This is a genomic window from Bacillus mycoides, from assembly GCF_001757995.1.
Classification (GTDB): Bacteria; Bacillota; Bacilli; order Bacillales; family Bacillaceae_G; genus Bacillus_A; species Bacillus_A mycoides_B.
In genome coordinates this window covers 336,635-361,261 of sequence record NZ_LXLV01000019.1, presented here as the reverse complement: position 1 = coordinate 361,261, position 24,627 = coordinate 336,635, and the positions used below count along the sequence as shown (strand labels likewise).

The following is a 24,627-nucleotide window of genomic DNA, read 5'->3' as shown; positions in this document are numbered from 1 at the left end:
TTCCTCCTTTAGACTTCTAGTTTTTTATCGATTATGCGACCTGTTATATAAACAAGCAAAATAAATACTCCGACAGAAAAACAAATACTATATATATTCATAAGTTTTTCTTGATAGAGCAGCACATTTGCTCCTGATGATTCATCTATATACACTAACTTTGTTATTAAAGACGCTGTAGGAGCAAGACCGCCCAACATTTCATATATAGTGCCCAATACTTTTGTTACTAGTAAAAATAAGAAAAATACAATTGGATATTCTAACTTCTTCTTTTTCAAAGAAAACACTTTAACGCTAGCTACTACAAAAAGCAAAACAAGCAATATACTAGAAAAATTAAATATGTATATAATAGTACTAAATAGGTGCTTTAATGGATTTAATACACTTTGGGTAAATAACACTTCATAGAGCTCTGTACCTTTTATTATTTTCATAGAAATACTATATAAAAAAATAGAACCTATTACTTCAAAAATAAATAAACCAATTGCAGCATATAACAATATTGCTAAAACAATTTTTTTACCTGATATCGTTGTTAACCGAAATAATGTGCTTTCAGTCATTTTTCCAAATGCAGACACCGCCTGGATAAATATCAATGCTAAAAAGGTTATATATACTACCATAACCACACCAACTATAATTGCTTGCCTTACCTCTCCTGATTCTTGCTTAATATAATTCCCCAAACTTACGAAAGCTACAGCTACAACGAATATAAATGATAACAACGAAATAATAATTTGCTTTTTATTTACATTGTACATATATATTAAGCTCGACTTCATCTACTAAACACCTCCTTAAACACCTCCGTGACAGCTTTCCCTCTCTGAAAACGTAACTCTTCTACATTTTCATACAATACAATTTCTCCATCTTTTAAAAAGATTACCTCATCAAAAATATTTTCAACTTCATTTATTAAATGAGTTGAGATTAGTATTGTACAATCTTCTCTATAAAATTGTAGAATGAGATCTAATACGTGTTCTCTAGAAACAAGATCAATCCCGCCAAGTGGTTCATCTAGTACATATAACTTCGCTTTTCGAGAAAACGTTAAAATAATTTGAAGCTTTTCAATCATCCCTTTTGATAATGCTGTAATTTTTTCTTCTAACGGTATTTTAAATTCTGCAATCGTATCTACTGCTCTTTGAATATCAAAGTCTTTATAAAAATCTCGATAGAAAAATAGGGCATCTTTTACAGTCATCCAATCATCAAAGACTGGCTTATCAGACATAAATGAAACGATTTCTTTCGTCTCTAACCCTACTTTTTTACCGTTAATTACTATGCTGCCTTCAGAAGGATGTTGTAGGCCTGCAATCATTTTTAATAACGTCGTTTTCCCGCTTCCGTTATCTCCAACAAGCCCAACGATTTTTCCTTCTGTGATCTCTATGTTTAACTCACGGATCACTGCTTTTAATCCGTACCGCTTCCATACGTTTTCTATTTTTAATAACTCTGTCATTCGTTCTCCTCCCTTTTCTCATGTAATGAAAAACGAAGGATTGTAAGAATTTCTTCTTCTGAAAAACCTAAATTGTCCATTCCATCTATAAAAGAATGAAGTAATTCTTTCGCCATATCTTTTCGCAGCTCCATAATTTTCTCCCCTTCATTCGTTACATATCGTCCCATTCCTCTACGTGTTACTACAACTCCATCCCGCTCTAACTCTTGAAATGTACGTTGAATCGTATTTGGATTTACTTGTAATTCACTCGCTAATTCACGTACAGAGGGAATTTTATCACCAGGCAATAAATGACCCGTTACAATTTCTTTTTTTATGTATTCCATTACTTGAATGTAAATTGGTGTGTTTGGAGAAAACTCGATTTTCATTTCTCCCCTCCTGTCTTAGTGTGTTAGTTAAATAGTACACTAAGGCAAATTATATGTAAATAGTTACAACAAAAAATGTAATAAAAAGGCAGTGTAACTTTTCGTTACACTGCCTTCCTGTAATACAATATAAGTAAATCTATTCTAATTATAGTTTCAATCATTTGAATTCACATATAACATTATGCGAAATTTATTTTACTTGAGTTAGCACAGATTTAAACGTATTAATAACTGTATCTACTTCTTCATAACTAATTGTAAGGGACGGTTCAATACGAATTGTTTTTGAGTTAATTAATGTTCCCGCAACAAGAATACCTTGATCAAACATCGCCTTTGACACTTCATAACCAATCTCGTCTTTATGGAATTCAATCCCAATCATTAAACCTTGACCACGAATTTCAAAGATTTTATCTTCATGTCCTTCTGCTGCTTGTTTCAATCCATTTAAGAAATACTCCCCAACTTCCATAGCTCGTTCCGGTAATTTCTCTTCCAATAAAACATGGATTGTTGCAATTGCAGCAGCACATGCAAGAGGATTTCCTCCAAATGTTGTTGTATGCATAAATGGATTTTCAAACCAACTTTTGAATACTGTTTCTTTCGCAACAATAGCTCCCGCTGGCATTACACCTCCACCAAACGCCTTCGCAAGACAAATAATATCTGGCACGACATCATATAATTCTGCAGCAAACATTTTTCCTGTACGTCCCATTCCAGTTTGTACTTCATCAAAGATAAGGAGTGATCCAAACTCATCACAAATCTCTCGTACTTGTTTCAAATAATTTTCTGGAGGTAAAATAATACCGCCCTCTCCTTGAATTGGTTCTAAAATAACTGCTGCAACATCTTCTCCTACTAATGCACATGTCTCAAATGTTTTTCTCATCATATCAATATCGCCAAACGGAACGTGACGGAAACCCGGAATTAATGGTAAAAATGGCTTACGGAACATTCCTTTTGCCGTCCCAGATAAAGCACCAAGGCTCTTACCATGGAAAGCACGAGTTGTAGAAATGAAAGTTGTTCGTTCGCTATACATTTTTGCTAGTTTTAATGCTGCCTCTACGCTTTCTGTTCCACTATTTGTGAAGAAGGCGTATTTCAAATCACCAGGTGTAATATCCGCTAAAATCTTTGCAAGAATTGCTCGAAGTGGATCTAGTAAATCCTGACTGTGCAATGCTTGACGTTTTAATTGATCTGTCACAGCTTTTACCACTTTCGGATTACGGTGACCAACATTATAAATTCCAAATCCACCTAAACAGTCAATATACTTTTTACCATTAATATCCATAAAGCAAGATCCTTCATCTGACCATTCTACTGCTGCAAATTGTCCATCTTTTGTTACTGTTTTTCTATAAGCAAGAAAACCAGGGTTTACATGCTCTCTAAATCCGTCTACTGTTTCTTTTTGAATCCAGTTTGCCTCTTCTTCAGTAACCTTTTCTTTTTCAATTAACTGTAGTACTTTCGTAATATACTCATTTACATTTGATTCTTTCTCATTCAATTTATTTTTCACGTTCGTTTCCATCTAATTCACCTCTACATTTTTTTTATTTGCAAACCAACCAATAGGTTCTACTTCTAGATTTATATTAATCTGCTTAATTTCTTGAAATTCTTCTAATCCAAACGTTCCTAGACTACGTCCAATACCACTTTGCTTATATCCGCCCCAAGGCGCCTCATTGTATGTTGGATGATAACTATTAATCCATGTAATTCCTGCGCGAAGTTTACGAATCACACGCATTGCTTTTGCACCATCAACCGTAAATACCCCTCCAGCCAAGCCATAGTCTGTACCGTTTGCCAACTCAATTGCTTCCTGTTCGTCTTTAAACTTTTGAATTACTACAACAGGACCGAATATTTCTTCCTGGACAATGCGCATATCAGGTTTTACATTGACAAAGACTGTTGGTTCAATAAAGAAACCATCACCTTTTCCATCCTCCATTATTCGTCTACCTCCGCAAGCAACGTTTGCACCTTCGTCTTTCCCAATTTCAATATAACGTAATACTTTTTCCATATGTTCTTGACTTACAAGTGGCCCCATTTCTGATTCTGGATTATCACCAGGCCCAACGTTAATTTGCTGCGCTCGCTCTACAAAACTATTAACAAATCTATCGTAAACACTTTCTTCTACAAGGATTCTCGATCCTGCTGAACATACTTGTCCGCTACCTGCATAAATACCGAATAGAGCATAATCAATAGCGGTCTCAAAATCCGCATCTGCAAAAATAATATTTGGAGATTTTCCCCCAAGCTCTAACGAAATCTTTTTCATATTATCTGCCGCTTTTCTCATAATGTGCTTACCTGTCTTTGTTCCACCTGTAAAGGAAATCATATCCACTTTATGACTCGCTGCAATTTCATTCCCTACTATTGGGCCAGCCCCCATTACCATATTGGCAACACCTTTTGGTAGCCCTACTTTTTCAAGGATTTCGAATAGCTTTGTTGCAGTGATTGGTGTCACTTCAGAAGGTTTAAACACAATTGTATTTCCAGCTGCTAAAGCAGGTGCAATTTTCCATACACTCATCAATAGCGGATAATTCCATGGAACAATTAATCCACAAACACCAACTGGCTCTCTTACAACCATCGCTTGCATCGGATCGGCTACATGATATGTTTGACCATCTGGCTTTGTAATCAATCCGGCGTAATAGCGAAAACAAGCCGCTGCGTCTCCAATATCTCCTTCTGCCTCACGGTATGTTTTTCCATTATCCATTGTTTCAAGATACACTAACTCTTCCATATTTTTATCAATTTCATCTGCTATTTTAAATAAATATGATGCCCTTTCAGCAGTGGATGTTTCTGACCAAATTCCACTATCGAAAGCCGCCCTTGCCACTTCGATTGCGTATTTTGCATCCTCGATTGTTCCCTCAGGTGCATATGCTATACCCTTGCCATTCGCAGGGTTAATAATCGTTCTTTTCTCTTGATTACTAGAGTCTCTCCATTCACCGTTTACATACATTTTTAAATCTAGCACTATATTGAATCCTCCTTTATCGATCGTTTATATATTTATAAGCAATTTTCATGCCAACATTTAAAGTGCAAAGGAATCATACAAAGACTGACTATATTCTTATATGTAACAAAAAGAGTTATGCATTTTTGCATGCGCTATTCCGTTTTGCATAAAACAGAACGTAAATCAGTGCACTACCCACGCATAGCGGAAAACTTTGTAAACCAACAAAAAAAGAGAAGTCTATGTGACTTTCTCCTTTTTTAGGAATAAGAGATTATATCAGTTGGTATTTCTTTTTCACTAACAATTCTTTGATATTTCCGACTCACTGAAGACTGGCTGATTCCAAGAGCTTTTGCAGCCTTAGTCGTTGTTTTATACTGCTTCATTGCAAGTAAAATCAATTGTTCTTCTACAGAATGTAGTGCTTCTTGTAATGGTAATACTCTTGTAATAACTGGTTTTGATTTTTTAAAGTCATAACGAGGTGTTAAAAACTTACTAACAAACTCCGCTTCAATTACTGGATCGTCTGCTGATACGACTAAACGTTCAATCATATTTTGTAATTCACGTACATTTCCTGGCCATGAGTAAAACTCTAGTAAGCTAAGCGCATCTGGAGTTAAATGATAATTTTTATTATATTTTTCATTTAACTGTTGCAAGAAATGAAAGGCAAGTACCGGAACATCTTCCATTCGCTCTCGTAGAGGCGGAACTCGCAACGGAATTACATTTAGGCGATAAAACAAATCTTCACGGAATGTTCCAGATTCCACCATCTTTTCAAGACTCTTATTTGTAGCAGCAATAATTTGTACATTTATTTTCGTAGGTATTGTACTTCCAATAGGAATTACTTCTTGTTCCTGCAGGACTCTAAGCAATTTCACTTGCAAATGTAAAGGCATTTCTCCAATTTCATCTAAAAATAAAATACCTTGATCAGCCTGCTTAAAATATCCTTCTTTCCCATTTTTATCGGCTCCTGTAAAAGCACCTTTCGTATAACCAAATAGTTCACTTTCTAACAAAGTTTCTGGAATTGCACCACAATTTAATTTTAAAAATGGCTTTGAAGATCGGTTTCCAAGTTGATGAATTGCTTGGGCAATTACTTCTTTTCCGACACCAGATTCTCCAGAAATAAGAACATTGGAAGAAAAATCTGCTATTTTTTTAGCTTGGTTAATAATTTGCTCCATTTTCGGACTACAGTAAATAAGCTTCTTAAGAAAACGATCTTTATTTTTAAAATCATCTAACTCCTTCTTATATTGCTCTGATATCTTCTTTATTTCATGTAATTCCGTCTTCAACCTTGTTGCTTCGGTAATATCCCTTGAGGCAATAATAATACGATGAAGCTCTCCATTTTCATTAAATACAGGGTTTCCAACTGCTAATATTTTTCTTCCGCTCTTTGTTTCTTGTACAACTGATACCTTTTTTTGTTTTTCCAACACTAATCGAGTAACAGATGGACTAAATAATCCTTTCTTTTCTAGGTCTAAAAGATTTTTTCCTAACAGGTCTTTCAAATTACTCCCCCAAAAATCATTGATAACCGTTTCACTATAACGAATTAATTCCCCTTTATGATTAACAACTAATATTTCATCATAAATACTAGACAAGATTGCATGTAAATCTTTATTTAAATCCTTTATATATTCAATTTCCATCGCCATGTCCTCGACCATCGGCAAATCTTGCACAATTATAACCATCCCTTCAATACTTTGATCAAAGTTTGGAATCGGACTATAGTCAACTAATACACCCATCTCATTTGTGATTTGTAATTGATTCAAGATCGTTTTTCCCGTTGTAAATACGTTATTAATGTGCTCTTCATTAAAAATCAGTTCTGCTGGTACATTCATAACTTTTTCAGGAGTCGATTTAATCATCTTCAAACCAGACTCATTGCAATTTACAATTTTCTTTTCACGATCTACTACAAAAATCCCCATTGGAATAGACGTTAAAATAATTTTCAATATATCAACACTCTGATTTTCTTGTTTAAATAGTTCTGCAAAAACATCCTCTCTTCTTATATATCCTGTTAGCTCATCCATTTCATTTTTTACTATCGCAATCGGCGCTCCAATAATTTGAAAAAGAGCTGTTAAAGAAATATCTTTACTAAGATGACATATTGTATCTAGTGAAATAGCATTTGAAAGCAATACCTTAGAAGTTAATCCCTTACTATTTGATAGCAGATCCTTCACATGAACGTATGCAAATAATTTCTCCCCTCTTTTTAAAAATAGAAAAGATTCTTTTATATTTTTAAAATCTATATTCCATTCCTTTTCAGATTGATCGATAGGTAGAGAAACAATAGGTCTAATTTTTTTATGAGCAATGGAAAACATTCTGCTATTCCTCCTTTGAACTATATAATTTGTATTGTATCATTAAAAACAGATTTTTTTAATTAATCTGAAAATAAACCTTTTTTTCCTTTACTTAATAAAAAAAAGGAAGATGAACGCCTCCATCTTCCTCATTGTTCTATCATTAATCACTACCACTAACGAAAAGATCTTCTTGAATGTAAGCTAATACCATACCTGGAATTACTTTATCTCCTGCCTCTACTTCTAAAGATTGCACCTCTCCACTACATCCCATCTTAATTACTTCCAGTTTACCATTCATATCTTTAATAGAGAATAATGGCTCCCATTCATAAATTCGCGAATCCTTATTAATAGACACTTTTTCAATTATTCCATAACACGGACTCGTAATAATATCATAATACACAATCAATCATCCCTTTCTTTTATTCTATTAATATTGTTCTTCTAACCTTTGTGACTGAAGAATCATATAGAAAAAGCTTTGAAGCTCTTCTATATCTTCTACCTCAATGCCTAGCCTTGGTGCCCAATATTGTTCCTCTCCAATATCTTCTTGACTTAATAAAACCATTCTCCCATTTTGAATTGAGGTAACCATTGCTTTTCCAAGAAACTGTTGCGAATACGTAACAGCTATATCGTAACGATGACTATTCGACAAAATGCAATAATAGCCGATTTGTTGTCTCTCCACTTCTTCTAATAAAATATCCAGTTTCATTTGGTCCCTCCTTTAGGTTAAAAATGCAACTAGCATATTAGACGTGCTATTCCTCCAACTTTGCAACCACCTTCAATGAAATGATTTTCAAGTTCAACTGTATTTGTTTTCTGCTTGGATTACGACAATAACACCCCGCTTTTATATTTTTACTAATTGTACAAAGCAATAATTGTGCCAAATGAAAATAACATGTTGACCATCATTTATCAGCCATACTGCCTAGACTTGCCCCTCTTCCTTATGAATCGTTGAATGAATTATGCAATACTGCATTGGTTACATGATCTTCAAAGCAAAAGACATCGGATCCATTCCCGATGTCTTTTGCTTTTTTATATTTCCTGTACTTCTTCAAAATGCATTTGCGGAGGAGTTGAACGAAACATGTTCGTAATATATAGAAGGTACCCAATTCCAATAGCAGCCCAGCAAATCCCCAGAATAAGTGAATGAATATTGAGGTTAAACCATAGTACTGCCACAGTACCAGCACCTAAAATAGGCATCACTAAGAAATTTAAACAGTCTTTTATCGTTTTATATCTTTTTTTCTTAATTACATAGTAGGAAATTACAGATAAATTAACAAATGTAAATGCAATAAGCGCTCCAAAGTTAATAAGGGATGCTGCCGTTTCTAAATCAATGAATATAGCGGAGAGTGAAATAATCCCTACAATAATAATGTTATATACTGGAGTTCGCCATCGAGGATGAATGTATCCGAATATTTTCTTCGGAATTACATTATCTCGCCCCATTACGTATAATAATCGAGATACACTTGTATGAGAAGCTAAACCGGACGCAAGTGTCCCCATAAGGGTTCCTACTAAAAAGAAGGCTTGAAATAATTTCCCACCAACATATAGTGCAATTTCTGGAGATGCTGATTCTTGATTTTTAAATACAGATGTATCTGGAAACATAGATTGTGTAAAATACGTAGTAGTAATGAATAAAACTCCACCGATTAAAGCAGTAAGAAAAATAGCTCGAGGAATTGTTTTCTCCGCGTTTGGTGTCTCTTCTGAAAATGTAGTTACTGCATCAAAACCTAAAAATGAGAAACAAAGAATTGTCGCACCTGCAACTAACGGTGATATTTGTATATCTGATTGAAAAAACGGCTGAATGGAAAAGATTTCTCCTGTTCCCTCTCCCGATAATAAGCCTTTTATAACTAGAAAAACAAACACGGCCATTACTAACACTTGAAATATTACTAAGAAAGTATTGAAATTAGCAGTAACATTTACGCTAATCATGTTTATTAATGTAATCAGGAGAACAAAGCCAATGACCCATACCCAATTAGGAACACTTGGGAAAAATGCTGACATATAAATTCTCGTTAATAGTGCGTTCACCATCGGTAGAAACAAATAATCCAATAACGCGGACCATCCAACAAGAAACCCAAGCCTTGCACTAATTGTCTTCTGTGTATACGTATAGGCAGATCCTGCGGTAGGAAAAACCTTTACCATTTTGCCGTAGCTTGCAGCGGTAAACAACATCCCTGCTAATGCAATAAGATACGCTCCAGGAACATGACCGCCCGTTTTTTCAGAAACGATTCCAAATGTATCAAACCCAACCATCGGTGTCATATACCCGACCCCTAGCATAACAATTGACCAAAGCCCTAATGAACGTTTTAAACCAACTACTTTTCCCACCTATCATTCCTCCTACTTTCTCTATCTAATTTCCATTTAAAAATCGACAGTTAAAAGGAAGCGTTTTCAAATAACTATATATCACACCGAGTATTACCTCCCTTTTTGTTACTTTTAAAATATTCATGCAATTTTTAAGCCAAAATTTCTAGAGTTTAAAAATTCAATATTAAAAAGAACGTATAGGTGGAATTGGGCCTCATTTCTTCTCATTTTTTATTCATTTTGACATAAGTTATTCAATCTCTCATACGACTAAATATGAAAATAAAACCTTAATCCGTGTTTTTTCTTGATTCCCACTTCCTCACAAATTGGGCTTTTACAAGATTAAAATATTTCCATGAAATAATAACATTATGTAAACTATTCATAGCAAAAAAGCTGTCTTTTCTATAAAGACAGCTTTTTCTATAACACTATATTAAAAATTGAATACGAAGTCATCGTCTGCTAACTTTTCAACATTCGTTGCTTTTACGTAACCATTTCCTTTTACAGAGAAGAAGTCATGGTTTTTCGTATCTGTACGTAAACCATTTAAAACGATTGGATTAATTTCTTCTTCTTCAAACTTCGGCTCAAGCCCTAAGTTCATAAGTCCTTTATTTGCATTGTAACGAACGAAACGATTTACATCCTCTACAAGACCGATAGAAGTGTAAATTTCTTCTGTATATGCCAATTCAATTTCATACAGTTCCATTAATAACTCTTGCGTTTTCGTTTGTACTTCTTGTTGCTCTTCTGCAGAAAGTTCCGCGAAGATTTGTTGTGCTAAAATACCGACGAATACGCCGTGAATGGACTCGTCACGAATTATTAAGTTAATAATCTCACCACTTGCCGTCAATTTACCTTGACCTGCTAAGTAAAGTGGATAGAAGAATCCACTATAGAATAAGTAACTTTCTAAGAACACACTTGCTACCATTGCCATGTATAACTCTTTTTTCGTTACCTCAGGCTTTAATAAACGACGATAGTAACTAGTAACAATACCAGCTTTTTTCTCAAGTAATGGATGGTTATCTACCCATTCAAAAATATCATCAATTTCTTCTTCAGTAGCTAACGTTGTGAAAATATGACTGTAACTCTTCGCATGTACTTCTTCCATAGCGCCCATGAAAGCTAATACACTTTTCGCTTGTAAATTTTCAAGATGAACAAGTACAAGAGGCATCCCTTCGCCGCCTTGTTTCGTATCTAAAAGTGTTAAACCACCTAATACACGCTTATAAGCAATTTGCTCTTCTTTTGATAATTGTGCCCAAGTATTTTTGTCAGAAGACACTGCGATTTCTTCTTCTGTCCAAAACTGAGCGATGTTTTGCTTCCAAAACATTAAACTAAAATCATCTTCTTTTTTGTTCCAGTTTACCGCACGCATTAAATCGCCCCTTCTCTAAATAAACATAAAAAATTGATAACTAAGCATGAGCAGGGTTCAGAAAAACCCTGCTCATAATGTCTCACTTTTTATATTAAACGGTACAAGCCACGCACTCTTCCACGCTTAATTTACGTGTTCTCGTATAATAAAGACTCTTCAAGCCTTTTTTATGTGCATAAATGTAGTAACGTGCTAACTCACGTGTTGAAATATCACTATTAACGTAAAGAATTGTACTAATTCCTTGGTCAATATGTTCTTGAACTTCTGCGATTAAATCAATTAATTTAAACTGATTCATATCGTAAGAAGATTTATAGTACCAGAACGTATCTTTTGATAAATATGGCATTGGATAATATGTTGTCGCATTTGCATACGTTCTTGATTCAATTTGATTTACGATTGGCATTACGCTTGAAGTTGCATTTTGAACGTAACTGATCGATTGTGTCGGAGCGATTGCAAGACGATATGAGTTGTATAAACCATTCTTCTGTACTTGCTCTTTTAAACTTGTCCAATCTTCTTTTGTCGGAATATGAATTCCTTCAAATAATTGCTGAACTTTTTCAGTTACTGGGCTGTAATCTGTCGTTTCATACTTTTCAAAGTATGTGCCGTTTGCATAATCAGACTTATCGAAGTCTTTAAATGTTTCGCCTTTTTCTTTAGCAATCTCCATACTTTTCTCGATTGAGTAGTAATTTAACATCATAAAGAATGTACGAGCGAATTCTTTCGCTTCAGCACTTTCATAAGCGATTTTATTTTTTGCTAAATATCCATGTAAGTTCATTGCTCCAAGTCCAACTGAATGAAGCTCATCATTTGCTTTTTTCACAGTTGGGGCATTCGGAATGATCGTCATATCAGAAACAGCTGTTAAAGCTTCCATTCCCGCATGAACTGCTTCACGAATTTCTTTATTTTCCATTACGTTTACGATATTTAACGATCCTAAGTTACAGTTAATATCACGGCGGATAATGTCTTCTGTACCGTAATCATTTATTTCAGAAGTTTCTTGAAGCTGGAAGATTTCTGTCTCGAATGTTCAACCGAGTTCGCTACTCCTCAGTCCGTTGCTCATGCAACTGCTGTATGTCACCATACAGGACAGACTATATCACCACCTACAGCATTACCTGGTTAGGTGCTCCGCTTTTCGAACGCCAATCGCTTGCGCTCTACTCCCATAAGGGATAGTCGTTAGGCTTTTACTTATCTTAATCTTTCAGAAAGTCTCTTATTACTTTATGTTGTTCAATAACTCTGCTATACAAAATAATAAGATACATTCTGAACTTTTATATTTTCATTCTAAGATAAGATTTAGCACGGTAGGTTACCTCAAACTTGAGGCTTTCCCCGTTTAACGGAGTTTTCGACTAGCATTTCTACTAGAAGGTGCTACATATTTAACACAAGTTCGACATCTTCACAGTTCCAATATCCTTCAGTGGATGTTGGTTATTTGCATTTGATTTAAACATTAAGTATGGATAACCAGACTCAAGCTGAATCATAGCAATTTTAATAAGCATATCACGCGCACTAATATCTAGTGGCTTCTTCTTCACTTTCGGATTGCTCATTAATTCATCGTACATTTCGTCGATATCTATATCATCTAAATGTTTTCCGTACTCTTTAAATACTGTATAAGGCGCGAAAACATGGAAAGGTTCGTTTTTCTCAGCAAGTTCAAAGAACTTACTTGGAACGATAATTCCGATTGATAGAGACTGAATACGGCTCTTCTCATCGGCATTTATTTTTTTGGTATCAAGGAATTCAATAATATCCCAATGGAAAATGTTTAAGTATACAGCGCCGGCACCTTTTCGTTGGCCAAGTTGATTCGCATATGAAAACGAATCTTCAAGTAATTTCATAACAGGCACTACACCACTTGCGGCGTTATCAATACCTTTAATTTGCTCACCACGTGCGCGTAGCTTAGATAAGTTTAAAGCTACTCCACCACCGATTTTCGATAATTGCATTGCAGTATTAATGTTAAAGCCGATTGAATTTAAGCTATCGTCCATCTCTAACAAGAAACAAGACACCATTTCTCCTCTTCTGCTTCTTCCCGCATTTAAAAAGGTTGGTGTCGCTGGTTGGTAGTTTTGTTTTACAATCATGCTTGCGAAGTGTTTTGCCTTCGCAACATCACCGCGTCCTAAGTATAATGAAACAATTGCTACACGATCTTCATAGCTTTCTAAGTATTGTTTTTGATCATTCGTTTTTAACGCATAATCTTTATAGAACTTAGATGCTGCCATATAAGATTGGAACTCGAAGTTTTCACCATAAGCGATGTTATATACTCCTTCTACTTCCTCCAAGCTATACTCGTCCAGAACGTTGTAATAGTAATCGTGTTCTTTCATATACTCCATTCGCTCTGCCACGCTATTAAAATGAACGGTATTCTCTCTAGCTTCTTCCATAAAGACTTCTAACGCCTCTTTATCTTTATGAAGCTGATAAAAACCGTCCTGCATTTGCGTGATTTCATTATTCAGTTCAATGTGTCGCAATCTCCCGCACCCTTTCTTTAAAATATTCTACATCATTATTTGTTCCAGATAACTCAAATTTTGATACAATAGGCACTTCATATTTAGTAGAAATTTTGTCAGCACTTGCACCAAACATGTCTCCCCAATTACGATTGCCACTTGCAGATACGCCTTTTAATTTTTCATTATTGCGTTCTAAAAAGTCTAAAACACGTTCCGGTACATTGCCAAAACCTGTTGTATACGTAATAAGAATAAAGTCTTCATCTAATACTAGAGCTTCATCAATTTGAACGGCCGGCATATTTAATTTGTGGATGAAACGCTTCACGTTTCCTGTCATAGAATCATATGCAACTAACATTTCCGACCCTCCCTCTCCAATCTATATTCTCTGTATGTCGTTTCTTGATTTCTCTATATATTGTATTACGTTTCAAAATAAGACACAAGATATATGTATAAATTCTTTCTTTTTTTAACTTTTACTTTTCGACATGACCGTCGATTTTTTTCAATACAAAGACTATGAAACAACATTCTAAAACTCATGTCAATAAAGTGCTTTTCAAAAAAGTTGTCAACGAATTTAACCTTATTTTTAAAAAAGTTAACAATATTTTTTGTCATAAAACAGTAAATGCTGGAGTAATATATTTCTCCAGCATCACGCAAAAAAGAACAGACCTTAAACGATAATCTGTTCCAAAAAACGATTACATTTATCAATTTTACTTTATTAAATAGTATACATACTCTTTCGTTCCTCGTTACATACTAAAAGATAACTATTATAGAAAAAGATTATTATTATGGAACTTCAATTTATTTATGAAAAAAATTATTCAGGGTGCTCAATACGCAAAATATCTTTTACAAATATATGATGTGGATTCTCATCTTTATCGAGCATTGTACATATAGGAGCTTCTTCATCAAAGTATACGATCATTCCTTCTACGTACTGATATGTATGTTGAACTTGTACAGTTACTTTAATTTCTACTGCTTGCTCATACGCTCTTTTTATTTTCTGAAGCATTTTTGCTGAACATTTTCGTTTCTCTGGATACATAACCATTCCCATAAACCTATTCCCAGCTCTATCTTTCCACATATAATCCCAATGTGGCAATATGCCTTGTTTAAAATCTCCCATAATTCTCCTCTCCTTTATCTTCTATTTATGAACGTGGTGTTTCTGAATATGTATAAATTACCTGTCCACCGCGCTGTGCGTTCCCGATAATATGTTTAAAATCTTCTCGATTTACAACAACTTCTCTGAACGTATAAAATACATCTTTCGTCGCAACATACTCCTTTATTTCATCATTTTTCAGCTGATCCAAAATTGTATTTGCTAATTGTTTATCCATGTATTTCACCTCTCTGCAATAGTTTATTTTATCGCATCTTCTATAGGTCGACAACGGTAAAATTATCCCTTTATTATTATATAATTCACTTTCATTATTTTTATATCTATATCACTTTATTATATTCGCACTAAATATCATATACTAACATAGCTACTTCTCTATATCAAACTTTTTGACACTCTGTATACGCCACTGTTTGTTATTTTATTTTATGCTACAATATACACATAGAACTAGGAGGGATACTATGATTCGGAAAGCAAAAAAGACAGATGCGGTAGGAGTAGCACCTTTACTGTATGACGCTCTGCACGAAATTGCTGAAAAAATCACAGGTAGCACAATTGAAGCAAAAGTAATACTAGGACTTGAAACATGGTTCGTAAAAGAAAATAATCGATTGAGCTATGAAAACTGTTTAGTGGCTGAACAAGATGGAAAGGTAGTTGGGGTTATTGTCGTTTATCACGGTAGTGACACTGAACAACTTGATGCACCAATCGTACACTACTTAAGAGAACTACATGAAGACGAATCCATTACGTTAGAAAAAGAAGCTGAACTTGATGAGTATTATATTGACACGTTGTCAGTTTCAAGTATGTACAGTGGACGTGGCATTGGCTCTAAATTAATCGATGCAGCTGAACTTCAAGCAACTGAAAAAAGGCATGAAAAAATCGCCTTACTTGTTAATTTAGAAAACAAACGCGCTTTTTCACTATATGAAAAACTTGGTTACAAAGAAGATAAAATCGTTATGCTCGTCGGTGAACCGTATGCCCATCTAATAAAACCATTACGGTCATTGGTTTCTATATCTTAAAAGGACAATTCTTTTTTACTTGTTATGTAGAGAAAGAGGCTGCCAAAGGGACAGCCTCTTTTAAATTAATTTTGTATTTAATACATTTCCATCCATCGCCTCATGAAATGTATACGTTGTACATCCCCATGGCTCCCTATGGAAAATAGGCGAACCAGACCACCCCATTGCCCTCAGTTCAGTCCCAATCATCGCATTAAAATAACTATGACCTACAAGGGCAATACGTCCATGTACGAGCGCATAGCGGTGCAATATATTAGCGGCTTGCCTTACTCTTTCTCGTACTTCCTTATAAGACTCAACTTCTTTACTATAACCAACTATCCATCGTGTACGACCAATAAACATCCATACATTCGGTTTACATTTCAACCATTTTGGAGCATAAAAACTTGTTGGAACTTCAGCTTCTCTAAAAAGAGGATTTTGCACAAAAGATAGGGAATCCAATAACTCAGCCGCTGACTGTACAGCGCGCCTTTGATCACTCGTTACAACCAGTTTCGCTGATTCAATCGCCTCAATTGTTTCAATTGGTATAGGAGTTTCTTTTACTATAGTCCCTAAATCATATTGCTTCATCCATTCACGAAATGAAATAATTGTCATTGGCTCTATAGTACTGTCCAAACGACCATGACGAATAAAAGAAATTCGCATTCTTTCCACTCCCCATTCATCACTTACGAACTATATTACGTACTGTTTCTTATTGCCATCATACCATGCATAAAAAGAAAGTTATATATCCCCACCACTATCATGTGTTATCGATGTGTGCACACCATCCAGTCCATCAAAATATGTAGTTGTTTCATGGTGACGCACTTTCTTTAACTGTATATAAGAAAATAAAAATAATAAAATCGCTATAAAGCTCCCCACAACTTCAAACATCATTTTACCGCCCCTAATTTCTCCCACTTTAGTAGGTTATTGTATCTTCTATTATACTCCTATATAAAGATGTATGCACTTTCATCATTCCTCTCCTAAACAATATTTTTTTACATATTTTCTTACAAAAAGTGAATTTTTTTCGATTTTTTGCTTTGGAAACATTTACAAAGTAATAAATATAGTTCAAAATAGGAGGAAATAAAAAAATCCCAAATTATTCTTTTTTGGTGAAAACTGTAACAAGGAGAGTTGCTTATGCAGATCGCAGAAACTGGAGATATTATCGAATTTAAAGGTGGCATGCAAGGCCGTGTTCAAAAAGTAAATCAAAACTCTGTTATTGTTGATATAACAATTATGGAGAATTTTAGAGAACTAGATATGGAACCTCTTACAGTTGTAAGTCATAAAAACTATACTGTCATCAATCAAAATGCATAATATAATAGAAAGAAAGGATCTGTATGTTATACAGATCCTTTCTTTCTATTATATATTAACGATTATCAATTGTTTCTGGATATAGATCATGGTTCATCATGCGGTAGTCTGCCATTTGTTCATACTTCGTTCCTGGGCGACCGTAGTTGCAGTATGGATCGATTGAAATACCACCACGTGGTGTAAATTTCCCCCATACCTCAATGTAGCGTGGATCCATTAATTTAATTAAATCATTCATAATAACGTTCATGCAATCTTCGTGGAAGTCACCATGATTTCGGAAGCTAAATAAATATAGCTTTAAAGATTTACTCTCTACCATTCTTTGTTCTGGAATGTAGCTAATATAAATTGTTGCAAAATCTGGTTGTCCTGTTTTCGGACATAAACTTGTAAATTCAGGACAATTGAATTTTACAAAGTAATCACGGTTTGGATGGTTATTATCAAATACCTCTAAAATTTCCGGGCTATATTCAAATAAATATTTTGTATTTTGATTTCCTAATAATGTTACATCTTTTAAATCTTCATCTAATCTTCCTGCCATTTTAAACATCCCTTCTCATTATACCCCTCGTTTATTTCCCCATACTAACGCATGAAGCTGAGGCAATACTTTTGCATCATTCATTTCTTTACAATTCACAGCTTTTTCAATAAGCCACTCATATTTTTCTAATAGTTTTTTTATAAGCACCGCATCATCCACTGTTTTCGTATCATCATTCCCTACTTGTAAGAAAAATGGTACATTCGGATAACGCTCATGCATCTTAACTGCATATTCAAAATCTTGATCATCGAATACTACTACTTTTAAACTAAAATCTTTCCCTGCTAGTTTATGAATAACAGAATCTAACATCTGAAAATCTGTTTTCATGGCCGAACTTGGTGGTTTTGGAGAAATCGTTACCTCATCAATTTGAAGCAACCAATCTTGCCATTTACTTCCTTGCGTTTCTACCGCTGTTCGCATTCCATTCTCCTTTAATATAGAAAGAAGAAATTGCATATTTTTCAGCAATACAGGATTTCCACCTGAAATCGTAACATGAGAAAAATTTTCTCCACCAATTTCTACAAGCTCATTCCAAATGTCTTCCGGTGTCATTTGTTTAATTTGATCTTTGGCCGATCCATCCCATGTAAAAGCAGAATCACACCAAGCACAGCTATAATCACAGCCCGCTGTACGAATAAACATTGTCTTTTGTCCTACAACCATCCCTTCTCCTTGAATGGTCGGACCAAATATTTCTAAGACGGGGATTTTACTCATCGAGCATCCACTCCCGTCTTACTTCCGCATAACTAGTCGGTGTCTCAAAAAGACGAACAAATTCAACACGAGCTCCCTTGTATTCGTTCGCACGATTATCTTTCGTTAATGCTTCTGCCATCTTTTCATAAATCCAAACGACCATATTTTCAGCAGTCGTATTCATTTCTGGCAATGTTTCGTTTAAATAACGATGATCTAAATAAATTTCTATTTCATTTTTCCAAATTTCTTTTATATCTCCAAAGTCAATTGCAAGGCCTATTTCATTTACATATCCGCTAATTCCAAATACGACTTTATATGTGTGTCCATGTAAATTTTTACATTTCCCTTCATAGCAGTGTAAATGGTGCGCTGCATCAAATGTAAATTCCTTGCTGACCATTACTCTTTTATTATGATATTTGAGTTGTTCACGCTGAATATCCTTGTCCATTTTTTGCAAATTTTCTACGATGCGAAATCCAAAAAAGTTATCCATTAGTTGCTCGCTCCTTCGCGTTCTTGTAGATACGTATCTAATCCTGCTTTACGAAGTTGACATGCTGGACATTCACCGCAACCATCACCAATGATTCCGTTATAACATGTTAATGTTTTTTCTCTAACAAACTCAAATGCTCCAAGTTCATCAGATAATTTCCATGTCTCTGCTTTATCAATCCACATAAGTGGTGTATGAATAACAAACGGATAATCCATAGATAAATTTAATGTAACGTTTAATGATTTCACAAACACGTCACGACAATCTGGATAACCACTGAAATCAGTTTCACATACACCCGTTACAATATGACGTGCTCCAACTTGTTTTGCTAATACAGCCGCAAATGATAAAAATAGTAAATTTCGTCCATCTACAAATGTTGATGGCAATTCACCTTCTTCATGTGTAATCTCCATATCCGTTCTCGTTAACGCATTTGGAGCAAGTTGATTTAATAAACTCATATCTAGTACCGTATGTTTAATTCCTAACTCTTTCGCAATTTCCGCTGCACAATCAATTTCTAACTTATGACGTTGATTGTAATTAAACGTTACAGCTTCCACTTCTGCAAACTGTTGTATTGCCCAAAATAAACATGTTGTACTATCTTGTCCACCACTAAAAACAACAACTGCTTTTTCTTTTTTCATTTCACTCATTCTCCTTCTCTACTACGAATAAGAAGAAAGAACGTTCTTGAACTGTCACAATAAAAAAACAAAACAATACCTAAGGATATTGTTGTTTCCATAGTTTTTTATAGAGGGAGTTCGCGAACCTCTCCCATGCAGTGCACGGAATTTCTTCTTTCATTGACAAAGATTATTGTAACATATTGTATACTACCAGAAAAAATTTCTGATTTTTTCCGCTATTTAATATTTCATTTCTTTCATTTTATAGTATGATTAATTTAATGTGAGAAGAGAGGAGGCATCCCACTGAAACTCTTTATTATTTATCTCTTTTTAAATATATTATCCATCCTTGTTACAATGCTTGTATATCATTTATTTTGGAATCACAAAGGGAAACGCTCTCCTAAATTAAATTCAGCTATATTTATTGTATTATGTTGCCTCGCTACCATACTATGTATCACTTTCGCAGCAAAAACAAATTATGGATTTCAATTTGATATGCGTCATATCGTATTAATCGTCGGTACATTAACAGGAGGTCCTATTGCCGGTGCTTCCATCTTAGCTGTATTAAACATATACCGCTTTTTATTAGGAGGAATAGGTGTTTTCCCATCCTTTATCGCTTCGGTTCTACTATTCATTGTTCTACTATTAACATACAAACTGTTCAACCGAGGTTCTAATCGTATAAAAATAGCACTCGCTATCTTTTACAGTCTCATATTTGGATTTGGCTGGATACCATTTTTCCTTTCAGAGGTGACAAATACGGCAGATTATATACCGCATATTATCGTGTACGAACTATGTACGATCCTTGGTACGATCCTTATTTTATATTTGCTACACATATTACAAACGCAAGTTCGTCTCCAAAATGAACTTATAAATGCTGAAAAATTTCATTTAATCGGTGAAATGGCAGCTTCTATCTCTCATGAAATTCGTAATCCTTTAACTGCAACGAAAGGGTTTTTACAACTTTTACAGTCAGATACATGTTCTGAGAAAGAACGAAAATTATATATCGACATAGCCATTAATGGTATCGAACAAGCAAATCATGTTCTTACAGACTACTTAACTTTTGCCAAACCGAGTATTGAAAAAGAACAACAATTACAAGTAGAGGAAGAATTACTTCATGCGTTATCTTTAATTACACCTCTCGCCAATTTAACAAATGTTCGTATACATTACATAAAACAAAGCACATCTTTCTTTATAGCTGGTGAAAAGCAAAAGCTGAACCAATGCTTATTAAATATTTTAAAAAACTGTATTGAGGCTATGCCTAACGGTGGTGACCTTATTCTTACATTAGTCCCAGACCATAAACATATACAATTATATATAAAAGATACAGGTATTGGTATGGATCAAGAACAAGTAAAACGGCTCGGGTCACCTTTCTACTCGACGAAAGAAAAAGGGACCGGACTTGGGATGATGGTCGTCTTCAGTGTTATTCAAGCAATGAATGGAAAGGTTGATATTATTAGTGAAAAAGGAACAGGTACAACATTTTTATTAACTTTCCCAATCATACAAAAAACGTGATGAAGTTCATCACGTTTTTTCTGTTCCTTCAACTAATTCTGCAAAAGCTTTCACCTTTCCATGTGGCTTTTGATTTTCTTTCCGAGCTTTCCAAGCGCGCTCTTCTTCTCTCTTTTTCCTTGACATACTTTTCAACTCCTTTTTCTCTTCCTCATGTAGTATTCCAAAATGAGAAATAAAACTATACATGAGTAAAAAAAGAAAAGAAGCGGTTCCCCGCTTCTTTTCTTTTTTCCCGCTATTTGAGGGCAGCCTGATTGGTGCGTACTAATAATCAGGGATATGCCCCTCACTTTATCGCTGTAAAATTGCATGTTTCGCTTCTTTTAGCTGTGTAAGATGTCTTTGTTCGTGTAAATCTAGAAATTGAACCCATTGATATAAATTCAAATCATTAAAAATAGGATGTTTTAATCCATTTTCAAATAATTCTTTTTCATCTATCACACTATGAAGTGCATGTAATAATTCTTGTCGTGAATGTTCTAGTAATTGAATTCCTTGCAGTTTTTTCATTAATGTTTCTGTTGGTTTCATTTGTTGAGGAGCTTCCCGTTTATGTGTGCGATCAAGCGTAAGTTGGAGGTCTTTAAATGGAGCAAGTTTTCTTTCTTTTTTCTGCAAAGCATATACAAGGGCAGATGTGACAGACTGTTCAACTAAATGCAAATGATGCAAAATTTGAATAATACTCCATTTATCACGGCGTGGCTTTACATTCACCTCCGTATCATTTAACATTTCAATTTCTGATAACAGCGTGCTTCGTGTAGACTGTAATGAGTGGACTAAAGTTTCTAAACTAACATCCATATTAGATTGAAGCATAGTGCTTTCCCCCCTTTTTGTTGGTGAAAAAAGGTGCTCCTTATTAGAAACACCTCTTTGACAATTCTGAATTTTCTTTTATTATCTCATCATTTTTCCATTATGTCGATGTTAAACATGTGAAAAAAGTGCATGTTTTTTTACAATTTTGTGTCGTCTACTGCGCGTAACCACGCCTCAATTTCTGTAATTACACTTTCCACACAACCTTCAGCAAATGGTGATGTTAAATTTGCAACTTCAACTAATTCTAAGAATGATTTACTTCCACCTTGTTGACAAAGATTCACATAATCTTCCCAAGCCTCTTGTCTATTATCTCTTGCACGTTTCCAAAATTGTAGTGCACAAATTTGAGCTAGCGTGTAGTCAATATAATAGAACGGTGAGCTATAAATATGGCCTTGACGTTGCCAGAAACCACCACGCTCTAAATAATCATTATCTTCATAATCACGATGTGGTAAATACTTCTTCTCTATGTTACGCCATGCTGACTTACGTTCTGCTGGCGATGCTTCTGGATTCTCATATACATAATGTTGATATTCGTCTACAGATACACCGTACGGTAAAAATAGAAGTGCTGAACTTAAGTGTGAGAAATAATATTTTTCCGCATCTTCTTCAAAGAATAACTTCATCCATGGCCATGTAAAGAATTCCATACTCATCGAATGGATTTCACACGCTTCATATGTTGGCCAATTATATTCTGGAATTTCATACTTACGACTTTCGTATACTTGGAAAGCATGACCAGCTTCATGTGTTAATACATCAATGTCACCAGACGTTCCATTAAAGTTTGAGAAGATGAATGGCGCTTTATAATTCTCGATATATGTACAATATCCACCACCAGCTTTTCCTTTTTTCGCAACTAAATCTAATAAATCATTATCTAGCATGAAATTAAAAAATTCATCTGTTTCAGCTGATAATTCTTTATACATCGTTTTCCCGTGATTAATAATCCAATCTGCATCACCTTTTGGAGTTGGATTACCTGTAGCAAACTCAAAGTTTTCATCATAATAAGCGAGCTTTTCTACACCAATGCGTGCTTTTTGTCTATTTCTTAACTCTGTTGCAACCGGAACGATATAATCTAATACTTGCTGACGATAGTTCGCAACCATTTCAGCATTATAATCTGTACGATACATTCTTGCATATCCTAATTCAACAAAGTTTTTAAAACCAAGTGTTTTTGCAATTTTCGTTCTCACTTTAACAAGCTCATCATAAATACGATCTAACTCTTCCTCATTCTCAGCTAAAAATCCGTAGTATGCTTCACTTGCTGCTTTTCGTTCGCTTCTTTCTTTTCCTTGCATAAACGGAATAAGTTGTGATAGCGTTCTTTCTTCTCCTGCAAAGTCAATTTTTGCAGATGCTAACAACTGCGTATATTGTGAAGACAATTTATTCTCTAATTGCAAGTCTTTCACTACTTCATCTGAATATGTTTTTAAATCACATTCAGCTAGAGCAAATAATTGCTTTCCATAATACGCTTCTAATTCTTCACGGAATGGAGAATTAATTAACGCCTTATAATATTTCGTTCCATAGCCTTGTACAACTGGAGAGTATTCATCAAAGAAATCTTGCTCTTCTTTATAAAAAACATCTGTCGTATCAACAGAATGGCGAATGTAACAAAGGTTCCCCATTGTACCAAAATCATTACGAATTTCATTAATTGAATTAATTACTTGTTTTTGTTCTTCAACCGTTTTTGTCTTATCGAACTTTTCTAAAGCAACAGTAAACTTCTCTTTTAATTCTCCAATATTTGGCCGTTTATATTCATAGTCTTTAAATGACATGAACGAACCCCCTCTCCATTATATGCATCATTACTATAATTCAATGCTTGCTTACAAATCTCCTCTTATTCTTCAGCAAAATACGGTAGATGCTGTCATGAATACATGCACAAAAAAAGCCTTGGATTTCTTTATCCAAAGCTCCTTTGGAACACATCATCATTTTTCATACTTTCCAATTTTTTTCAATAGATCAAGTAATTCATCCTTCTCATCCTTCGTTAACATTTCAAAAGACTGATGTATAACTTGCTCATGACCTGGAAAAATAGAAGCAATAAAGCTCTCACCAGACTCCGTTAATTGTGCATAAATAACACGTCTATCATTTGGACATGGAATTCGCTTTACAAGCCCTTTTTTTTCTAGCTTATCTACAACATATGTAATGCTACCACTAGCTATTAAAATACGCTCACCAATTTGCTGAAGTGGTTGGCCTCCTTTATGATATAGTAGTTCTAATACAGCAAACTCAGTTGGATTTAATCCGTTACTTTGTATGGATTTATTTGTAGTATCCATAACAGAACGATGTACACGGGATAATGCAATAAATACTTTTAAAGATTGAGAAATGTCTTCTCGCTCATTATTTGATGTCATACCATTTCAACCCTTCACTTAAATTCTCCGCAACAAAAAGGAAAGCAATGTAGCACTTCATTACAATTTCCGAATGAATATTCACTCATCCCTTTTCCATTCCCTAATGTAATGCAATTGATTCTTGAATAAAAACATGACAATTTTAACATAGTTTATATATAATGATAATAAAAAAAGAAGGAGTACCAA

General features: G+C 34.5%; 27 protein-coding genes, 1 pseudogene and 1 riboswitch. Of the genes and pseudogenes, 3 read left to right on the top strand and 25 right to left on the bottom strand.

All coding sequences use genetic code 11. From position 1 onward, the window contains the following. Positions 1-8 precede the first annotated feature (8 nt). The 15 genes and pseudogenes from BWGOE10_RS06710 to BWGOE10_RS06640 form a co-directional block, all read right to left on the bottom strand. The gene (locus BWGOE10_RS06710; protein WP_070141416.1) at positions 9-797 is read right to left on the bottom strand and encodes an ABC transporter permease; all 789 of its coding nucleotides are present in this window, start codon (positions 795-797) and stop codon (positions 9-11) included. Beyond that, positions 794-1,492, bottom strand: a complete 699-nt coding sequence (locus BWGOE10_RS06705) for an ABC transporter ATP-binding protein (protein WP_070141415.1) — start codon at positions 1,490-1,492, stop codon at positions 794-796. The genes BWGOE10_RS06710 and BWGOE10_RS06705 overlap by 4 nt, the downstream gene beginning before the upstream one ends. Beyond that, a complete protein-coding gene (locus BWGOE10_RS06700) occupies positions 1,489-1,869 on the bottom strand; it encodes a GntR family transcriptional regulator (protein ID WP_070141414.1) in 381 nt (126 codons plus the stop codon). The genes BWGOE10_RS06705 and BWGOE10_RS06700 overlap by 4 nt, the downstream gene beginning before the upstream one ends. 193 nt (positions 1,870-2,062) lie before the next feature. Further along, positions 2,063-3,430 carry a putrescine aminotransferase gene (locus BWGOE10_RS06695; protein WP_070141413.1) on the bottom strand — a complete coding sequence of 456 codons (1,368 nt, stop codon included), beginning with the start codon at positions 3,428-3,430 and terminating at the stop codon, positions 2,063-2,065. Beyond that, positions 3,431-4,924: an aldehyde dehydrogenase family protein gene (locus BWGOE10_RS06690; RefSeq protein ID WP_070141412.1), complete on the bottom strand. Its 1,494-nt coding sequence runs from the start codon at positions 4,922-4,924 to the stop codon at positions 3,431-3,433. Positions 4,925-5,169: 245 nt separating this feature from the next. Then, on the bottom strand, positions 5,170-7,299 hold the full coding sequence (locus BWGOE10_RS06685; protein ID WP_070141411.1) for a sigma 54-interacting transcriptional regulator: 2,130 nt from the start codon (positions 7,297-7,299) through the stop codon (positions 5,170-5,172). Between the two features lie 145 nt (positions 7,300-7,444). Beyond that, positions 7,445-7,693, bottom strand: coding sequence for a hypothetical protein (locus BWGOE10_RS06680; protein WP_002149602.1), 249 nt, complete (start codon positions 7,691-7,693; stop codon positions 7,445-7,447). A gap of 27 nt (positions 7,694-7,720) precedes the next feature. Beyond that, complete coding sequence (locus BWGOE10_RS06675; RefSeq protein ID WP_002149603.1) at positions 7,721-8,011, bottom strand: SAV0927 family protein; 291 nt, start codon at positions 8,009-8,011, stop codon at positions 7,721-7,723. Between the two features lie 335 nt (positions 8,012-8,346). Further along, positions 8,347-9,696 (bottom strand): APC family permease, encoded by a 1,350-nt coding sequence (locus BWGOE10_RS06670; RefSeq protein WP_070141410.1) that lies wholly within the window; start codon positions 9,694-9,696, stop codon positions 8,347-8,349. A gap of 424 nt (positions 9,697-10,120) precedes the next feature. After that, entirely contained in the window at positions 10,121-11,089 is a 969-nt protein-coding gene (gene nrdF, locus BWGOE10_RS06665; protein ID WP_070141409.1) for a class 1b ribonucleoside-diphosphate reductase subunit beta, read from the bottom strand. A 94-nt stretch (positions 11,090-11,183) separates the two neighbouring features. Then, positions 11,184-12,134, bottom strand: coding sequence for a ribonucleotide reductase (locus BWGOE10_RS06660; RefSeq protein ID WP_306475188.1), 951 nt, complete (start codon positions 12,132-12,134; stop codon positions 11,184-11,186). Positions 12,135-12,516: 382 nt separating this feature from the next. After that, positions 12,517-13,644: pseudogene (locus BWGOE10_RS06655) on the bottom strand (ribonucleotide reductase N-terminal alpha domain-containing protein); the annotation flags it as partial. Beyond that, positions 13,631-13,990, bottom strand: a complete 360-nt coding sequence (gene nrdI / locus BWGOE10_RS06650) for a class Ib ribonucleoside-diphosphate reductase assembly flavoprotein NrdI (RefSeq protein WP_000959445.1) — start codon at positions 13,988-13,990, stop codon at positions 13,631-13,633. The pseudogene BWGOE10_RS06655 and the gene nrdI, both read right to left, overlap by 14 nt. Before the next feature lie 477 nt (positions 13,991-14,467). After that, positions 14,468-14,785, bottom strand: a complete 318-nt coding sequence (locus BWGOE10_RS06645) for a hypothetical protein (protein ID WP_070141408.1) — start codon at positions 14,783-14,785, stop codon at positions 14,468-14,470. A gap of 25 nt (positions 14,786-14,810) precedes the next feature. Further along, on the bottom strand, positions 14,811-15,005 hold the full coding sequence (locus BWGOE10_RS06640) for a hypothetical protein (RefSeq protein WP_002011514.1): 195 nt from the start codon (positions 15,003-15,005) through the stop codon (positions 14,811-14,813). 250 nt (positions 15,006-15,255) lie between these two features. On the opposite strand from BWGOE10_RS06640, the gene BWGOE10_RS06635 reads away from it, so the two are divergent. After that, complete coding sequence (locus BWGOE10_RS06635; protein ID WP_070141407.1) at positions 15,256-15,834, top strand: GNAT family N-acetyltransferase; 579 nt, start codon at positions 15,256-15,258, stop codon at positions 15,832-15,834. 60 nt (positions 15,835-15,894) lie between these two features. Here the strand turns inward: BWGOE10_RS06635 and BWGOE10_RS06630 are convergent, their stop codons facing one another. Then, positions 15,895-16,497, bottom strand: a complete 603-nt coding sequence (locus BWGOE10_RS06630; RefSeq protein ID WP_070141406.1) for a histidine phosphatase family protein — start codon at positions 16,495-16,497, stop codon at positions 15,895-15,897. Between the two features lie 81 nt (positions 16,498-16,578). Beyond that, positions 16,579-16,737: a hypothetical protein gene (locus BWGOE10_RS32780; RefSeq protein ID WP_033706566.1), complete on the bottom strand. Its 159-nt coding sequence runs from the start codon at positions 16,735-16,737 to the stop codon at positions 16,579-16,581. Positions 16,738-16,992: 255 nt separating this feature from the next. On the opposite strand from BWGOE10_RS32780, the gene BWGOE10_RS06625 reads away from it, so the two are divergent. Then, the gene (locus tag BWGOE10_RS06625) at positions 16,993-17,178 is read left to right on the top strand and encodes a YkvS family protein (RefSeq protein WP_001165081.1); all 186 of its coding nucleotides are present in this window, start codon (positions 16,993-16,995) and stop codon (positions 17,176-17,178) included. Positions 17,179-17,233: 55 nt separating this feature from the next. Here the strand turns inward: BWGOE10_RS06625 and queF are convergent, their stop codons facing one another. Genes queF through queC form a run of 4 tightly spaced genes read right to left on the bottom strand, consistent with a single transcriptional unit; the run spans position 17,234 to position 19,612 of the window. Further along, positions 17,234-17,731 carry a preQ(1) synthase gene (gene queF / locus BWGOE10_RS06620; protein WP_000918895.1) on the bottom strand — a complete coding sequence of 166 codons (498 nt, stop codon included), beginning with the start codon at positions 17,729-17,731 and terminating at the stop codon, positions 17,234-17,236. Between the two features lie 18 nt (positions 17,732-17,749). Further along, positions 17,750-18,466 (bottom strand): 7-carboxy-7-deazaguanine synthase QueE, encoded by a 717-nt coding sequence (gene queE / locus BWGOE10_RS06615; RefSeq protein WP_070141405.1) that lies wholly within the window; start codon positions 18,464-18,466, stop codon positions 17,750-17,752. After that, positions 18,459-18,950, bottom strand: a complete 492-nt coding sequence (gene queD / locus BWGOE10_RS06610; RefSeq protein WP_002011526.1) for a 6-carboxytetrahydropterin synthase QueD — start codon at positions 18,948-18,950, stop codon at positions 18,459-18,461. Before queD ends, queE begins: the two co-directional genes overlap by 8 nt. Beyond that, positions 18,950-19,612, bottom strand: a complete 663-nt coding sequence (gene queC, locus BWGOE10_RS06605; RefSeq protein ID WP_002117350.1) for a 7-cyano-7-deazaguanine synthase QueC — start codon at positions 19,610-19,612, stop codon at positions 18,950-18,952. The genes queD and queC overlap by 1 nt, the downstream gene beginning before the upstream one ends. Positions 19,613-19,705: 93 nt before the next feature. Further along, a riboswitch (PreQ1 riboswitch) is annotated at positions 19,706-19,749 on the bottom strand. 208 nt (positions 19,750-19,957) lie between these two features. Here queC and BWGOE10_RS06600 point away from each other — a divergent pair. Beyond that, positions 19,958-21,166, top strand: a complete 1,209-nt coding sequence (locus BWGOE10_RS06600) for an ATP-binding protein (protein ID WP_070141404.1) — start codon at positions 19,958-19,960, stop codon at positions 21,164-21,166. Between the two features lie 9 nt (positions 21,167-21,175). Here the strand turns inward: BWGOE10_RS06600 and BWGOE10_RS33295 are convergent, their stop codons facing one another. From BWGOE10_RS33295 to BWGOE10_RS06585, 4 genes are all read right to left on the bottom strand, one after another. After that, positions 21,176-21,292, bottom strand: a complete 117-nt coding sequence (locus BWGOE10_RS33295) for a DUF6254 family protein (protein WP_002170983.1) — start codon at positions 21,290-21,292, stop codon at positions 21,176-21,178. 168 nt (positions 21,293-21,460) lie between these two features. Continuing rightward, entirely contained in the window at positions 21,461-21,994 is a 534-nt protein-coding gene (locus tag BWGOE10_RS06595; protein WP_002030551.1) for a DinB family protein, read from the bottom strand. Between the two features lie 140 nt (positions 21,995-22,134). Further along, on the bottom strand, positions 22,135-23,829 hold the full coding sequence (locus BWGOE10_RS06590) for a M3 family oligoendopeptidase (RefSeq protein ID WP_070141403.1): 1,695 nt from the start codon (positions 23,827-23,829) through the stop codon (positions 22,135-22,137). A 159-nt stretch (positions 23,830-23,988) separates the two neighbouring features. Continuing rightward, entirely contained in the window at positions 23,989-24,435 is a 447-nt protein-coding gene (locus BWGOE10_RS06585) for a MarR family winged helix-turn-helix transcriptional regulator (RefSeq protein ID WP_000203343.1), read from the bottom strand. Positions 24,436-24,627: the final 192 nt, after the last annotated feature.

What these genes read in the sequence shown, in the direction of transcription:
- BWGOE10_RS06710 (WP_070141416.1), bottom strand. Translation starts at nt 797, where the DNA reads ATGAAGTCGAGCTTAATATATATGTACAATGTAAATAAAAAGCAAATT.
- BWGOE10_RS06705 (WP_070141415.1), bottom strand. Translation starts at nt 1,492, where the DNA reads ATGACAGAGTTATTAAAAATAGAAAACGTATGGAAGCGGTACGGATTA.
- BWGOE10_RS06700 (WP_070141414.1), bottom strand. Translation starts at nt 1,869, where the DNA reads ATGAAAATCGAGTTTTCTCCAAACACACCAATTTACATTCAAGTAATG.
- BWGOE10_RS06695 (WP_070141413.1), bottom strand. Translation starts at nt 3,430, where the DNA reads ATGGAAACGAACGTGAAAAATAAATTGAATGAGAAAGAATCAAATGTA.
- BWGOE10_RS06685 (WP_070141411.1), bottom strand. Translation starts at nt 7,299, where the DNA reads ATGTTTTCCATTGCTCATAAAAAAATTAGACCTATTGTTTCTCTACCT.
- BWGOE10_RS06675 (WP_002149603.1), bottom strand. Translation starts at nt 8,011, where the DNA reads ATGAAACTGGATATTTTATTAGAAGAAGTGGAGAGACAACAAATCGGC.
- nrdF (WP_070141409.1), bottom strand. Translation starts at nt 11,089, where the DNA reads ATGCGTGCGGTAAACTGGAACAAAAAAGAAGATGATTTTAGTTTAATG.
- nrdI (WP_000959445.1), bottom strand. Translation starts at nt 13,990, where the DNA reads ATGTTAGTTGCATATGATTCTATGACAGGAAACGTGAAGCGTTTCATC.
- BWGOE10_RS06645 (WP_070141408.1), bottom strand. Translation starts at nt 14,785, where the DNA reads ATGGGAGATTTTAAACAAGGCATATTGCCACATTGGGATTATATGTGG.
- BWGOE10_RS06640 (WP_002011514.1), bottom strand. Translation starts at nt 15,005, where the DNA reads ATGGATAAACAATTAGCAAATACAATTTTGGATCAGCTGAAAAATGAT.
- BWGOE10_RS06635 (WP_070141407.1), top strand. Translation starts at nt 15,256, where the DNA reads ATGATTCGGAAAGCAAAAAAGACAGATGCGGTAGGAGTAGCACCTTTA.
- BWGOE10_RS06630 (WP_070141406.1), bottom strand. Translation starts at nt 16,497, where the DNA reads ATGCGAATTTCTTTTATTCGTCATGGTCGTTTGGACAGTACTATAGAG.
- BWGOE10_RS32780 (WP_033706566.1), bottom strand. Translation starts at nt 16,737, where the DNA reads ATGATGTTTGAAGTTGTGGGGAGCTTTATAGCGATTTTATTATTTTTA.
- BWGOE10_RS06625 (WP_001165081.1), top strand. Translation starts at nt 16,993, where the DNA reads ATGCAGATCGCAGAAACTGGAGATATTATCGAATTTAAAGGTGGCATG.
- queF (WP_000918895.1), bottom strand. Translation starts at nt 17,731, where the DNA reads ATGGCAGGAAGATTAGATGAAGATTTAAAAGATGTAACATTATTAGGA.
- queE (WP_070141405.1), bottom strand. Translation starts at nt 18,466, where the DNA reads ATGAGTAAAATCCCCGTCTTAGAAATATTTGGTCCGACCATTCAAGGA.
- queD (WP_002011526.1), bottom strand. Translation starts at nt 18,950, where the DNA reads ATGGATAACTTTTTTGGATTTCGCATCGTAGAAAATTTGCAAAAAATG.
- queC (WP_002117350.1), bottom strand. Translation starts at nt 19,612, where the DNA reads ATGAAAAAAGAAAAAGCAGTTGTTGTTTTTAGTGGTGGACAAGATAGT.
- BWGOE10_RS06600 (WP_070141404.1), top strand. Translation starts at nt 19,958, where the DNA reads ATGCTTGTATATCATTTATTTTGGAATCACAAAGGGAAACGCTCTCCT.
- BWGOE10_RS33295 (WP_002170983.1), bottom strand. Translation starts at nt 21,292, where the DNA reads ATGTCAAGGAAAAAGAGAGAAGAAGAGCGCGCTTGGAAAGCTCGGAAA.
- BWGOE10_RS06595 (WP_002030551.1), bottom strand. Translation starts at nt 21,994, where the DNA reads ATGCTTCAATCTAATATGGATGTTAGTTTAGAAACTTTAGTCCACTCA.
- BWGOE10_RS06590 (WP_070141403.1), bottom strand. Translation starts at nt 23,829, where the DNA reads ATGTCATTTAAAGACTATGAATATAAACGGCCAAATATTGGAGAATTA.
- BWGOE10_RS06585 (WP_000203343.1), bottom strand. Translation starts at nt 24,435, where the DNA reads ATGACATCAAATAATGAGCGAGAAGACATTTCTCAATCTTTAAAAGTA.